This is a genomic window from Planctomicrobium mucosum (genome assembly GCF_051466335.1).
Taxonomy (GTDB): domain Bacteria; phylum Planctomycetota; class Planctomycetia; order Planctomycetales; family Planctomycetaceae; genus Planctomicrobium.
Window position 1 is genome coordinate 398,014 of record NZ_CP195793.1, and the last position, 14,014, is coordinate 412,027.

Below are 14,014 nucleotides of genomic sequence, written 5' to 3' on the forward strand. Positions count from 1 at the left end.
CTGAACTTCACAGTCCCCAAATTATTCTGGGAGCCACAATTTCTTTTCGCTCGTCGAAGTCTGGTTCGAGTCTGCCGACCAAGCTCCGGCGGCTGCCAGTTCTGGAGTCATAATCGACTGTGACCAGGGAGCTTCGATCCCCAGTGCACGAACGAACTCGTCCAGTCGGGCTCGCACTGCTGGCAGCTTGGAACCGTAGTGATTCCACAGTTCCAGCAAGACTTCCTTGAACTCAGGATCGTCGGTGTCACGGGCACGCAGGGACAGTTCGCGCATCTTCCACATCAGCTGTGCTTCGAAATTGGCACCATTTGCCTTCGCAAGCTGATACCCGCGTTTGAGCCAATCCAATGCTTCGTTGTCCAGCAGTGCTCGGCTGCAAATTTCAGCAAGCGTAATGTGTGCCTGCTCTGCTTCCTGTGACATCTCCTTCACCATCTGCGGGCGATCATTGAGCAATGCCGTTAAGACACGATGACCAATGCCAGCATGCTTGACGACGAGAGCTCTTTGAAGCAGACGATCGAACATCTTGTCAGAAAGCTGTGAGACGTCCAGCCGATCCAGCTGCGCAACGGAGAGCGTGTTGAGGTCCATCTCTTCCGAGACAGTGATCGGAGCAGGAGACTCCAGACCGAGTTTCTCTTCCAGAACCTTCTTGTCGAGAATCACACTTCGTCGGTCGAGATAGGAATCGAAGACCCGCAGTGCCGCTGTCAGGGCGATCTTGAGAGTTGGCTCTTTCGATGCCTCGAGCGGAGTCTTTCCGTTCAGAGCCTTGGTTGGCGTATTCAGCCAAGTCTCATCGATGCACTTCTCGACGAATTGACGCCGCAATGTGTTCCGCAATGTGTTCGGTGTCTTTGGCGGGAAGAACGCCGATTCCGACAGTGCCAGCTCGTCAACAGAATACCAGCCGAGAACATCAGAATTGGGCTGCTGATCTTCGCCGTCGGTGCTCGATGGCTTGGCCAGTTCCCCTGCCGCTGCTTCGAAGGTACGGACCGATTCGTCGAGTCGCACCCCTTCCAGAGCATTCACATGAGCAACCGCGGGAGTGCCATCCTCCTGTTTATCGAAGAGGGTAATCTGTCCGATCGTCCGCGGAACCGAGTCCAAGGTGATTGTGTCCAGATCCTTGTCGGATGGGAGTGTGCGATCGAGAATGTCGAACCCAGCGGCGACGCCTGAACGCAGCGCATCTTCCAGAAGAGGAATCCGGCTGAGTCGATCCTCGTTGTCGAGACGGGTCAGGAGCCGCGAAAGAGATTCAACTTCGTAGGTGCGTACGCGCGCGGCCGTTGTGTTTTCCGCTTGACGGCGATCCAGAAGCTGCGCGATTGCTTCAACGTCAACTGCCGCTTCCGTCTCGGTGTACAGTTCAGCAGCTTTGTGCAGTGCTGCTGCCGCCCGAACTTCATCTCCATCCCAGGCTCGCATCAGCCCGATCATGTGCTGGAGCTTCGCCGAGTTCGGATCGTGTTGGACCAACTGATCGAGGATGTCCGCTGCTTCAGAGAAGCAGGCGTGAATGTAAAGACGCTGTGCTTTACGGAATTGTGCTTGATGCTCTTCAGCTGGCTGATACTGCGGAAGCGGATGTGCTCCACGGAGTGGGTAAGGGATGCTGCTGTCCGCATCCATCTCCAGCATGGCCATCAGCGTTCGTTGGCGTTCTTCTTCTTTTTCAAGTCGAAGTATGACCGCCATGTGCTGACGGGCAGCCATGTCCTGACCGCTGGAGAGGAAGTGATCGACAAGCTTTCCGGCAAGGATCGCAGCGATTCGCGGTTCCGCATTCATGCTCTTCAGGAATGCCCGGTGAATCACCTTCTTGCACTGGCTGATTGGCTCAAGCTCGGTCATCGAGATAGCGAGCAGGCCATTCGACAGCGGGTGCTCGGGTGATTTACGAAGAAATGCGACGAGATTGTCTCGCGCTTCTTCGTAACGTTCATCCGAGATCAACGCCATGGCGCGCTGGTTGATCAGCCACGGATTTTCAGCGTGATCTTTCAGCAGCTTATCAATGATCTGCAGCGCCATGCGTGGCTGGTTGTTCTCCTGAAGTCGTTCAATCTTTCCCATCTCTGGAATAATTGCCTGACAGCAGAACTTCACCTTCTTGCCGCTTCCGCAAGGGCAGAGTGCGTATGAATCCATTGTGACGTCTCCTTGAGCCTGAACAGGCGGGTCACTTCGGACCTCGGTGTTCGGCAACTTCTGGACTATGTGTCATCTATCGACGACGTGATTTCGAAATGGGATTTGTACCTGCGAAGCGATGCGTGCAGACCGCATCAAGCGAGGGGGCACGATCCACCGTAAGTGGTTGATTTTTATCCAGTTTAGATGAGTCAATGAGAATTTGACAGGCAGGAGTCAAGCAAGGCCCGGCTGGCTGCAATGACTGCCACAGGGATCAAAAAACAACACGGAAGCCCAGATCGCTCGCACACGAATCGAACTTCACTACGTTGCCCAACCTTCGACTGCGTCAAGAGATGGGGCACGAAAAATCTGGGGATGAGATTCTTTCCACGATCTCCAGCGTTCGATCGCCTGACGACGCAATTCATCACTCTGAAACAGGGGATTCCCCACATTCACGAGCTGACGTTTCTCGACCCGGATGTTTGTGAAGTTGTACTCGATCGGGTTTTGGCCCGTGAGCATGACCATCCCCAACAAGGCCACATCGTTCACAGCGTGTTCCTGTCCTCGGGGACCTGGATTGGCCTTTGGAGGAGCCTGTTCCAATTCGAGCGGAGTCAGCTCCAACGACACATCAGGAAACGCGACCAATTCTTCCAGCAACTCCAGTGAATCAATCTCACCATAATTGATAATGAAACGAATCGCATTGATCTGTGCATGCGGTTGTGGAACTCCAGCAGCCCGTTGCAACGCAATAATTTCTCGCGCTGGTTCAACCCCGGCTGCGAGCTGAAACCGTGAAGCAAGTTCGAGTCGACCAGCTGATGGAATCTGTCTTGCTTGAACGACCCAGTCGCTGAGAAATGACTGAAAAACCCCGAACTCGTCCTCGTTCAATCGCTGAATTCCGTTCATAAAGGACTGATCCAGCAACATCGACTGAACGATGTTTACAGAGTTTGAATTTCGAACGTTCGTCGGGTGTTCCGCCAGAAACATCAACGCGAGCACGCTGTAGGGATCCAGATTTCTGGCGGATCGCGTTTCCGTGATCCCTCGCAGATCAACGCAGCGTCGTTCGAACTCTTCCGTCCAACTCTCTGGTTGAATCACCAATGAGAGCATCAGGTCGCCTTCAGAGTCCAGCATGCGCACGTAAGCATCACGTGCTGCTGGTCCATCTCCGGCGATTTCCTGAAATAGCTGCCAACCCGGTGTCATTTCCTCTGGATAAATCCAGGGGTTCTCTCGAATTCGATCCCGATCAGCAGTCAAATAAGACTTCCGAAGAATTCCGCGAAGGCGTATCGAGCGTTGACGGATCTCGGGATCGCTGGACTCAACGCCAGCTTCCACAAAGTCCAGACTCGGATACCCCTTTTTCAACAACTCCTTCTCAGCAGAGATCCGTCGTTCGAAACTCTGGTCGCCGAGCTGACGCACCAGCTCGGCGATACCGCGATCGTTGGCCAAGACGGAACAGTTCCGTGAGATGACGACGAGTAAGATCAAACCGAGAAGTCGAGAATTGGTCATAGATTGCCGCATCGTGCGAAAATGCCGTTCGGCGCGAGTCCCGCAAGGCTTGAAGAACGTCAATCCATGATCCACATCTTGGCGGTTGGTGGCAAGGTCAACTCGAGGATTCGAGGCTGGCTGGTTCTCCGGATGGCATTGAAAACTCAGCCTGTCGATCGCTGACGGTGGTCGCTGATCGGTGCGATCTCTCGAAATTTTCGGAATCTTCCTTGGGGCGAAATCGGACCAGCCACGTAATGAGAACCACTGAAATGGTCAGACAGAACAAAAGGAATTCCGGACGAAAATGCGGTTCAGGTTTCGCAACGGCCGGATCAATCCAAACCATCCACTGGGCAACAGGAGATTGGTAATCCGCGACCTGAAGGCGGCTCGCCAGTACCTGTGACCCGTTAAAAATGAAGTGAAACAGAATGCCGGGATAGAGGCTGCGACTGCGTACCGCGAGCAAACCAATCACCAGCCCCAGCAACGCAGCATTAAACTGCTGCTTGGGAATCATGTGAATCGCGCCAAACACGAGTGCAGAAATGACAATAGGTAGCCACGGACGATTGCTGCGTTGAAGGCCACTCAAAATGAAGCCACGAAATGCAAGTTCTTCGCAGACAGCGGGAGCAAGTGCGAATGCTGCAAGGCTCAACCAAAGCGGAACAGTCCCCGTTCCCATCGCTTCCATGAGCTGTTGAGCCCCCGGTGGAAGGGGTGGGAAATACGGATCCAAAAATGTCATTAACGTCAAAGCGAGCGGCTGAAGCGTGAATGCAAGGATTGCCCCCACCGCCATCATTCGCCAATCGGGGAGGCGAAGCTTCAGCGTCTGAAGTGGTCGGGTTGTGAGAAGCAATGCCATCAAAACAGGAGGCACTCCTACAGTGGCGATCAGATAAATCAGCTGTACCTGAACCATTTTCACCGGACCGTCTAGAAGCTCCGGGGAATTCTGCATAGAGGTCAGGAACAGGAACTGAAGCAGCGCGATCACGACAAAGCAGACTGCCGCTTCAGTAAAACTCGGATTCGCTTCTTTCTCACGAAGCAAATGACGGAACCAAAGCCCAATTTCAAAGCGTTCCGACTCACGGAAGAGAATATCCTCTCGCTTGAATTGCTCGGTCGCCCACCAGAGAGCCACTGCACTATAGAAACAGCTCATCAACAGAACCGGAGCAATGAATGTTGCAACCTGAGAGTCGGAACTCCCCAGCAATAGTGACTTCAACAACAACGCTGGCCCTGTGATTGGAAGCACGCTGTAGTATGGATTCAGTTCCACTGCAGGGTTGAGGCAAAACATCGTCATGCCCATTGTGACCAGCAGCAGTGGAGTCAGGTAATATTGCCCCTCCTTACTACTTCTCGCGAACAGGGCCAAAGACAGGCTCAGGGCACTGAAAAGTGCAGCCAGTGGAATGGCAAGTAACACCACCCACATCAACGATTCCATTGGGGGAAATGACAAATCGCCAATCGGCGATGACTTCGTCGATCCAATCGCGGAGAGCATGTGCTTGCCCGTGAATCCCATGCTCACGAGATTCAGCAACGCCGTCGAAAAGCTGAACAGCATAATCGTCAGAAATTTCCCGAAGACAATCTCGGTGCGAGTCGCTGGCGAGATCAACAATGTTTCCATCGTCCCTCGCTCTTTCTCACCTGCTCCCAGATCAATTGCGGGATAGAACGCACCGGTCACAGACATAATGACCAGAAGGGCCGGGAATATTTTGCTCCAGACATTCGCAGCGAGCTGGGTCGGCTCCGCGAGATCCACTTTTGTCAGCTGAACGGGAGTCGGGAGTGAAAGCGGAAGATTGGCCGATTTCAGCCTTCCTTCCAGCAGCGCTTTCTCCCACTTTTGAAAAGCCTGACGCACTCGCTGATAGGCGATTTCGGACTTCTCGTTCGCACTGTTGTGAAGCATCACCGGACGAGCAAGTTCGGAGAAAGCGGACAAATCCCGCTCAGGCGAACTGATTTCGGCAGTGATCTGGTTGTACTGAGCCAGAAAATCTGGAGGGAAGACAATCAGTACCTGTGCGCGAGATTTTCCGAACCAGTCTTCGATCTCCTGTCTGAGGATCTCTTCTTCTTCTCTCAATGCCTGAATCACTGGCGAAGCGGAATTGGTTTCCGCAAGTTCCAGTTCCTGTTGAACATCCCCCAGCCTCGCAATTCGTCCCCGCCGTGCGTTCACTTGCTCGAGGAGTTCCGAAAGCTCTTTCCGGGTTTCTGGAGGCAAATCATCACCGAGCGACCCCGGCAGGTCCGTGATGACCCGCAACTTCTTCGCAGTTTCCGGGTTCTCGAAATACGACGTGTCGAATTCGTTTCCATTCAGCAGAGACGGAAGGGGAATCTGATCTGCTCCCACGATCACCACTCGCCGGACCTGCTCTGAAAACGTCACGGTCATTTGGACCATGCCGATTCCCAACAGGGGGTACAGCAGCAATGGAAGCACCGCCACCATAAACAGAGTTCGGCGGTCGCGGAGTTGGTCCCGGACTTCACGCTGAAAAATGAGTTTGACGTTCTTCCAGCTCATTGGAATTTTACTTCTGAATGAGATCACTTTGATTGGCCAGAGACTGGTCAAGATCTCGGATCAATTTGAAAAACACCTCTTCGATGTCCGGTTGCCGGTGCTCATCGATCAGTTCCTGAACAGTGCCCAGCGCCAGAATGTGGCCACGGTGAATAATCGCCACACGATCACAGAGTTTTTCAACCTCTCGCATGATGTGAGTCGAGAGGATGATGCACTTTCCTTTAGCTTTCAGATCCACAATGGTGTCGAGAACGGCGCGGCCGACGAGCACGTCCAAACCGGCTGTTGGTTCGTCAAAAATCAGCACCGGTGGATCATGGACAATGGTCCGAGCGATAGAGACTTTCTGCTTCATCCCGGTCGACATTTTGCTCCCGAGAACGTCTTTGATTTCGTTCATCTGCAACGTGTCGAAGATCTCGGACAGTCTCTTTTGCAATTGTTGTTCGGGAATGCCATAGAGTCGCCCATAGTACTCAACCATTTCCCAGGCGGTCATGCGGTCGTAGATTCCCGTGTTGTTCGACATGAAACCGATGTGAGACCGCACCTTTTCCGGATGCTCGACAACATTGTAACCAGCGATCAGGACTTTCCCGGATGTTGGCTTGAGGACGGTGCTGAAGATCCTCAGGCAAGTCGTTTTTCCAGCACCGTTGGGGCCGAGAAGGCCGAAGATCTCACCGGGGCGAACATCGAACGTGACGTGGTCCAATGCGTATCGTGGCCCCATTTTGAGGTCGTGGAACTGCTTCGTCAGGGATTCGACTTGGATCATAGCGATGCTCATGTTTCGGTACGCTCAGTAACTGTGACACCGATACAGACCGATTCCGAGAGGGAATGAGAGCGAATATACAGATTACACGTTGCAAAAACGAAACACCCAAGAAAATCACTATATCCGGATGCCTTCAGCCTGATCACTGCGAATGCGCATCCAGATTGCCCCGATTCAAGAACTCTGCAAGATCGGACGTAGAAAAAACGCAACTAGTTCCCTGGTTTTTCGTTACGACATCAAACCGGAATCTTGACTCTAATCAAACTGAGGATCTGGCGAATTGCGACCCTTGGAATATCTGCGAAGGATCGGGCAATTGCAGCCAGTTTTCTACCCCAGGATGGCAGGCATTCGATGACCTGTCGCTGTTCGCCCGCAGTTCGTTAAATGTTCGGTGTGACCTGCCCGATCGCCTCTCACGAGAGTGTGGCGATCCGGCAGCGATGAAAGCACACTTGAACGAGTCTTTGCCACCATTCGTCGCCACACACACCTGAGACAGTGTCCAGGACGAGTCTTACGAACAGTGTACTCCCTCTCTGGCAATGGATGACATGGGGAGCAATTCAATTCATGATTTCCGAATTCACGCAGTTCCGAGATCAATAGCAGTCCATGGACGGCACGACTTCGGATCAAACACGCCTGTTATCTCGTCTTGCGGCTGTCGATTGACTCTCAGTCGCCGACTCAACAACCTCCGACAAAGCAACCAAACGACAGATTTCCGACAACTACTTCACACTAATTATATCCAATAACATTAGCAACTCACACGACACTCATATAAACAACAATTGCTACATCTAGATGTCGTCACGCTAAATCTAGGTCCCGGAATTTCTTCACCCAGTAACTCGCGTGCCACTTCTTCTATTCCGTCATCCTGACCTCTCACAATCGCATTTGTCACACCAATAGTTGCCATATTATTGCCTGTATCCGATTCATCTCTAGAGTTTGCCAGCAAACTATTGCGAGTCTATCTCCACTTTTCCGTCATCAAATCAGTCTGCTTGCATATCAAACCAATCACACCATTTCTTCGCCGCTTTGATGTATTTATGAGTTGACGCGATTTATGCGAACCACGACAATTTGTCAATCTGCGGATTGTTGCAGTCAAAATTATCCTATAACGAATTCACTTTCAGTCTGAATCCATCGGCAACTCGAGCATGAGTCACGTCGAATTCGCCTTCCTGGCAGGAAGACCTCGGAGCAAATCAATGAATTTTCGGTACACAATTACCTGCTTGGCAGTTGCCATTCTGATGGCAGGATGCGGAAGCTCGACGCCAAACGGTGTTGTTTCGGGTAAGGTCACGTTCGAAGGGGAACCGGTCACAGAAGGTTCTGTCCTTTTCGTCCCGCAGGACACCAAATTTGGCGGCGAAGCACCGATTAACGCAGATGGCTCGTATTCCATCAAAACCCAGATCGGCGGACTCCCTCCGGGCAAATACCTCGTCGCGGTTCAACTCCCCCGCGTTGAAATGGGTGCCACCAAGCGATCACCGGGCACAATGATGCCAAAAGAAGTCGATAACATTCCCAAAATCTACCGCAGCTCAAAGACCTCTGGACTCGAGATTCAGGTTCCAGCTGGCGGTGTGAGCTTTGATATCGCCATGAAGAAGAAGTAGTGGCTGCGAAGTAATCCGAATTTTTTTATGTTCCTTTGTCTCTCTTCATGGAGTGTCGCTCATGGCGAAAAAGCGTTCTGGTTTTACTCTTATTGAACTGCTCGTGGTGATTGCGATCATCGCAGTTCTGATTGCACTTTTGCTGCCAGCTGTTCAGCAGGCGCGAGAAGCGGCTCGCCGTTCACAGTGCAAAAACAACCTCAAGCAAATCGGTCTTGCTCTCCACAACTACCACGACACCTACAATGCGATGCCCCCTGGGAACATTGCGGACAATCTCATGCACCGCATCACTGCCTGGGTGTCTATTCTCCCACAAATCGAGCAAAGCGCGGTTTACAACAAACTCGATTTCGGTCGCGGTTTCTGGTTCGGCGATCCAGCTGCTGAACACAACAAGCTCGTGATGAACGGATTCAAGGTTCCGGCCTTCGTCTGCCCATCCAGCAGCCTTCCTGATTCAGCTGAAGAAGCAGGTGCGAGCCTGTTCCGTGGTTCCTATGTCTTTATCCGCGGGGCCACCACCGATGGATCGACAGACCACACCGCGGTTCGCGGACCAGTTTCTCGCGGAGGTGTTTTCTTCCACAACAGCCGCACCCGATTCGGCGACATGACCGACGGTTCTTCCAACACGTTCCTCGTCAGCGAGCAAAGCTCTTTCATCGGTCCGAACAATAATGCCGACCCACGCCCGCAAGACGCCAGCGGATTCTGGATGGGGAACTACGCCAGCCCAGGTGATGCTCGCGGCAACGGAACTTACGGGTCTGGTTACTACGATGCGCGCTGCTACGGTCTGACAACTCTCCATCCGAACGTTCCAATCGGATTCCGGGGCGAACTCAATCCAGATGGATCGGGAAGCCCAGGAACAACTCGTACCGATTGCAACTCCGCCTTGCAGTCGGCTCACGTTGGAATCGTCCACGCGTTGATGGGCGACGGCTCAGTTCGCGGCATCAGCGAAAACATCGCGATGACAACTGCAATGAACCTTGCCAACAAAGCAGACGGCAACGTCGTCGGCGAGTTCTAAGCAACACGAGCTCATTCCGAGTCTTTTCAAAAAAAGCACCTCAGCGATCATCGTTGGGGTGCTTTTCTTTTTTGCCCCTAGCTAATTCGAACCTAAACAAATCTTCGATTAGTTCTCATCGAATCTTTATTAATCCTTCATCTTCCGGAGGTATTTTGGCTGGCTGAAAGAAAGCAGCGAATCAGACACGAGAAAACGGCAGCTGCCCAACTGCACACATCAACAAACACAAAGCTACTCAACCAAATATCTTACGCCGACAACGCATTCAAATGTGTCGCACAGGCTGCGAATTCCAATGATCGGTGAAGAGAGTCAAGAAGTGTCTATTTTTGAATCGGAAAGATACAGCGTCGCTCATTAATTGCCACATAAATACTGCGAAACCTCTTAGTTAACACCGCGATAAGTGCTCTTTTTTGCGCCGTCAACTGTTTCGACTGTCATGCTATCCATACCGACTCGTTACGAAGGTTTTTCATTAATGAAAAAGCGTTCCGGTTTTACTCTCATCGAACTCTTGGTCGTGATCGCGATCATCGCAGTTCTCATCGCCCTCCTCTTACCTGCCGTTCAGCAGGCCAGAGAGGCGGCTCGTCGTTCCCAGTGCCGAAATAACCTCAAGCAAATCGGCTTGGCACTACACAACTACCACGATTCTTTCAACGCGATTCCTCCCGGAAGCATCGTCCTCAGGAATGCTGCTGGAACCGTTTACAACGGGCACGGATGGACATGGCATGCCAGCATTCTTCCCTATGTTGACCAGGCCAACATCTACCAGGGCATTCAGGGACCAGACTCCAGCGGAATGGGTGCCGAAGCTGGCGGCGTCAACGATCCAAAGCAAGTACTGGGTGGGGCAACAACAATCCCGGTATTTATCTGCTCCTCTCACCCAGACGTGCGTATGGGCGTGCAGAAAAACGGCTACTCAACCTCCACTTACAATGGGAACATGGGAACACTCATCGGGAACAGTAGTGATGACTGTGCCGGGGGCGGGAAGACATTCGCTCAACAAAGCCAGCCCGGCGGTTGTATGAACGCCGACGGAATGTTCTTCATCAGCAGCCATGTCCGATTTGCTGATGTCAAGGATGGTCTTTCAAACACCATCATGGTGAGCGAAGTGATTGACTCAGGCGGCGATGCAGACATGCTCGGCGGAGCAGGTTCGGACCGCAAATACGTCTTCTCAAATGGTGCAGACAGCAACCCTCCGACCGAAATGTCTGAGTATCTGATCGCTGCAGAAAGCAATGACCCAATCAACTCCTACAGCGAAGAGGCAGCGGGAAGCTATCACGTTGGAGGCGCTCACTTTCTGCTTGGGGATGGAAGCGTCCGCTTCATCTCCGAGAATATTTCGATGGCGACTTACCAGTCAGTCAGCACCCGTCGCTCCGCTGAAATCGTCGGCGAATTCTAACCGCCGGTGGCGTCCCGCTGGCAGGAGTGCTGCAAGACGCATTCAGTGTGGTTCGGGAATATTCTCCGGACGTCTCTGACCGAATTCTACCTTCACGAAAGTTGAGAGAAGTGTTTTTGAATCAGTGGATCAAGCAGTCTTTTCTTATCATTACGATCTGCTTCACCGGTTGCAGTCAAGGTTTAAATGATCAGCCAGAACTTGGTGAAGTCGTCGGAACCATCACATATGAAGGCAAACCATTAAGCGGCGCTTCGATCACCTTCATACCCGTTGATGGTCGCCCTGCCAGTGGCAAAGCCGACGCCGAAGGGAAATACGAACTGACTTACATTCGCACAACAAAAGGGTGCAAAATTGGGAAGTCAAAAGTAGAAATCACCACTGGAAAAGAAGGCGAAGATGAAATTGAACAGGAGGGGGATGATTATGTTCAGAAGCCCACCAAAGGTGGACCTCCCTCGATTCCTGCAAAGTACAATGTCATGACCGAATTGACGGCCGATGTTCTGGCGGGCAAGAACACGATTGACTTCGATCTGAAAAAGTAACGACTGCGTCATCGAGACCATCTAAAACGTCGAGAGTTCTGCATCTCATTGACAGGTGCAGAACTCTTTTTGTTTTCCCAGTTGTAACGCCCGCTTTTTGACGGCGCCATCACCTCAATTGTTTTCGAAGACCGCTTTCATTTTCTGCAGACCGGTTTCGACAACCAGTTTCGCATCCTGCTTCCAATAGGTCTCATTGAACAGTTCCAGTGAAACTGCACCGTTGAATCCAATTTTTCGAAGTGTTTCAATAATCAATTTCCAAGGTGCCACACCATCTCCCGGATAGACACGCTGGCTGTCATTGATCTCGGTCCGTGGCGGTTCCGCTGGGTAGTCGTTGAAGTGGAAACAACGAATCGTTTGCCCGGAAACATTCAACAACCCCTGCAGACTGCTCCCCCCTTTGTAGATGTGGTACACGTCGGCGAGCAAGCACGCATCTGGATCCCCACTTTCAATCACGACGAACATCGATTCACCGAGACGCGAGAGGTTTTTCGAGAACCCCCAGACTTCGACCTGTGGAATGACGCCAATATTCCGACCAATTTCCAGAATGGCAGCATATCGCTCTGCAGCAGCAAAGAGGTCGACGAGTGGTGAGTTTGCTTCGTGCATCCCAATCGGAGGAGCTGCAATCAGAGTTCCGCCGATGGAATGAACAAGATCCATGTCTCGTTTAAGTTGCTCCAATCCCTGCTTGCGCTCCACTTCATCATCAACGATCCACTTCGCAAATCCGATCGCACTTTCGACTCGCAAGCCTTTGTCTTCGATCTTCTTTTTGAGATCTGGGAGCGACTTCCCAGAGTCTCGATAGCGTTCAATTTCACCAATCCAGGGTTCGATCCCGTCATATCCAGCAACGCCGACCAGGTCGATTTCCTCTTCCAAGGAAAGATTCTGACCACGAATCGTACTTGTGTTGAGGCAATAGCGGACTTTCAATGGAGCGGTGATTTGAGTTTCTGCAGCAGACGCCTCGGGAGAGATGGCAAGCATTCCAAGTCCTGTGATGGTCGAGGCGGTGAGAAACTGGCGACGATTTGCAGTTGTCATGGAGGCAAGTCCAATACCCAGGTGGGAGAAAAACAGGTGAATCAAATTCTATATGACGAGGCCGCTTTACATCCAGCATGGACTCCACGCCCTACGACCGATCATTGATAAAGATCCTACCGATCTTGCAACCAGTGCATTATCCTTGATGGTTCCAAATCTGAAAGGAATTTCGAGAGTGACTGCAAAACTCATTGACGGAAAAGCGACAGCAGCCAAGTTGAATCAAGCACTCGCTGTGCGAGTTCAGGCATTTAATGAAAAGTCTGGAGTTCTCCCCCATTTGGCAGCAATTCTGGTAGGTGACGATCCTGCCAGTGCTGTCTATGTTCGCAACAAGCAGCGATCGTGTGCCCAGGCTGGGTTGAAAAGCACGCTCCACAAACTGGATGGCTCAACAACTCAATCCGATCTACTGGATCTCATCGCCACGCTGAATTCCGATCCAGACGTCCATGGAATTCTGGTTCAGTTGCCACTCCCGAAACAAATCGAAGAGAAAATCGTCCTCGATTCTGTCGCCCCGATGAAGGATGTGGACTGCTTCCACCCGGAAAACGTGGGCTTAATGGTTCAGGGGAGGCCACGCTTTCTTCCGTGTACTCCCGCTGGCTGCCACGTCTTGATCGAGGAATCCGGAATCCAGATCCCAGGTTCTCACGCAGTCGTCATCGGGCGAAGTGAAATCGTCGGAAAACCAATGGGCATGATGCTCGTCCAGAAGGGGGCCAACGCGGACTGCACGATAACCATTGCTCACAGCAGGACCAAAAACCTCAAAGAGATCACCCGCCAGGCAGATATTCTGATCGCAGCGACGGGTCGCCCGAATACCGTGACAGCGGACATGGTGAAAGCAGGGGCGTGCGTGATTGACGTTGGCATCAATCGCGTCGGCGACAAACTGGTTGGAGACATTGATTTCGACGCCGTTAAAGAAGTCGCAGGCTTCATCACCCCAGTCCCGGGCGGGGTCGGACCAATGACGATCGCGATGCTCCTCGAGAACACGCTCACCGCTGCGGAACTTCAAACTGCGAAAAGCAAGTAGACCGGCTTTGGACTGATCCACAAGCACGGATTGCAATCTCGATCAAACTCTCGAGTTTTCTATTTTGAGGTGACACCTAACGCAAGTTACGTTAGGTTATACACCCCAGACCCATCAACAAATCGCAATTCATCGATTTCAAGAGCCGACCGTCATGAAGACGGCTCTTGAAGCGATCGGATTGTGATTCATACCTACGAGT

General features: G+C 52.1%; 10 protein-coding genes. 5 read left to right on the forward strand and 5 right to left on the reverse strand.

Annotated features, from left to right (window positions below; all coding sequences use genetic code 11):
* Positions 1-21: 21 nt before the first annotated feature.
* The 4 genes from SH668x_RS01685 to SH668x_RS01700 form a co-directional block, all read right to left on the reverse strand.
* Entirely contained in the window at positions 22-2,163 is a 2,142-nt protein-coding gene (locus tag SH668x_RS01685) for a hypothetical protein (protein WP_437186964.1), read from the reverse strand.
* A 309-nt stretch (positions 2,164-2,472) separates the two neighbouring features.
* A complete protein-coding gene (locus SH668x_RS01690; protein WP_437186965.1) occupies positions 2,473-3,693 on the reverse strand; it encodes a hypothetical protein in 1,221 nt (406 codons plus the stop codon).
* A gap of 97 nt (positions 3,694-3,790) precedes the next feature.
* The gene (locus tag SH668x_RS01695) at positions 3,791-6,244 is read right to left on the reverse strand and encodes an ABC transporter permease subunit/CPBP intramembrane protease (protein ID WP_437186966.1); all 2,454 of its coding nucleotides are present in this window, start codon (positions 6,242-6,244) and stop codon (positions 3,791-3,793) included.
* Between the two features lie 7 nt (positions 6,245-6,251).
* The gene (locus tag SH668x_RS01700) at positions 6,252-7,025 is read right to left on the reverse strand and encodes an ABC transporter ATP-binding protein (protein ID WP_437186967.1); all 774 of its coding nucleotides are present in this window, start codon (positions 7,023-7,025) and stop codon (positions 6,252-6,254) included.
* A 1,235-nt stretch (positions 7,026-8,260) separates the two neighbouring features.
* On the opposite strand from SH668x_RS01700, the gene SH668x_RS01705 reads away from it, so the two are divergent.
* The 4 genes from SH668x_RS01705 (at position 8,261) to SH668x_RS01720 (ending at position 11,699) form a co-directional block, all read left to right on the forward strand.
* The gene (locus tag SH668x_RS01705; protein ID WP_437186968.1) at positions 8,261-8,677 is read left to right on the forward strand and encodes a carboxypeptidase-like regulatory domain-containing protein; all 417 of its coding nucleotides are present in this window, start codon (positions 8,261-8,263) and stop codon (positions 8,675-8,677) included.
* A gap of 61 nt (positions 8,678-8,738) precedes the next feature.
* Positions 8,739-9,716 carry a DUF1559 family PulG-like putative transporter gene (locus SH668x_RS01710; RefSeq protein ID WP_437186969.1) on the forward strand — a complete coding sequence of 326 codons (978 nt, stop codon included), beginning with the start codon at positions 8,739-8,741 and terminating at the stop codon, positions 9,714-9,716.
* Positions 9,717-10,200: 484 nt separating this feature from the next.
* On the forward strand, positions 10,201-11,148 hold the full coding sequence (locus SH668x_RS01715; protein WP_437186970.1) for a DUF1559 family PulG-like putative transporter: 948 nt from the start codon (positions 10,201-10,203) through the stop codon (positions 11,146-11,148).
* 116 nt (positions 11,149-11,264) lie between these two features.
* Positions 11,265-11,699 carry a carboxypeptidase-like regulatory domain-containing protein gene (locus SH668x_RS01720; protein WP_437186971.1) on the forward strand — a complete coding sequence of 145 codons (435 nt, stop codon included), beginning with the start codon at positions 11,265-11,267 and terminating at the stop codon, positions 11,697-11,699.
* Positions 11,700-11,813: 114 nt separating this feature from the next.
* Here the strand turns inward: SH668x_RS01720 and SH668x_RS01725 are convergent, their stop codons facing one another.
* A complete protein-coding gene (locus tag SH668x_RS01725; RefSeq protein ID WP_437186972.1) occupies positions 11,814-12,761 on the reverse strand; it encodes a sugar phosphate isomerase/epimerase family protein in 948 nt (315 codons plus the stop codon).
* Between the two features lie 178 nt (positions 12,762-12,939).
* Between SH668x_RS01725 and folD the strand changes: the two genes are divergently transcribed.
* Positions 12,940-13,812, forward strand: a complete 873-nt coding sequence (folD, locus tag SH668x_RS01730) for a bifunctional methylenetetrahydrofolate dehydrogenase/methenyltetrahydrofolate cyclohydrolase FolD (protein ID WP_437186973.1) — start codon at positions 12,940-12,942, stop codon at positions 13,810-13,812.
* Positions 13,813-14,014: the final 202 nt, after the last annotated feature.

Coding starts and splice junctions, on each gene's coding strand:
- SH668x_RS01685 (WP_437186964.1), bottom strand. CDS start 2,163: ATGGATTCATACGCACTCTGCCCTTGCGGAAGCGGCAAGAAGGTGAAG.
- SH668x_RS01690 (WP_437186965.1), bottom strand. CDS start 3,693: ATGACCAATTCTCGACTTCTCGGTTTGATCTTACTCGTCGTCATCTCA.
- SH668x_RS01695 (WP_437186966.1), bottom strand. CDS start 6,244: ATGAGCTGGAAGAACGTCAAACTCATTTTTCAGCGTGAAGTCCGGGAC.
- SH668x_RS01700 (WP_437186967.1), bottom strand. CDS start 7,025: ATGATCCAAGTCGAATCCCTGACGAAGCAGTTCCACGACCTCAAAATG.
- SH668x_RS01705 (WP_437186968.1), top strand. CDS start 8,261: ATGAATTTTCGGTACACAATTACCTGCTTGGCAGTTGCCATTCTGATG.
- SH668x_RS01710 (WP_437186969.1), top strand. CDS start 8,739: ATGGCGAAAAAGCGTTCTGGTTTTACTCTTATTGAACTGCTCGTGGTG.
- SH668x_RS01715 (WP_437186970.1), top strand. CDS start 10,201: ATGAAAAAGCGTTCCGGTTTTACTCTCATCGAACTCTTGGTCGTGATC.
- SH668x_RS01725 (WP_437186972.1), bottom strand. CDS start 12,761: ATGACAACTGCAAATCGTCGCCAGTTTCTCACCGCCTCGACCATCACA.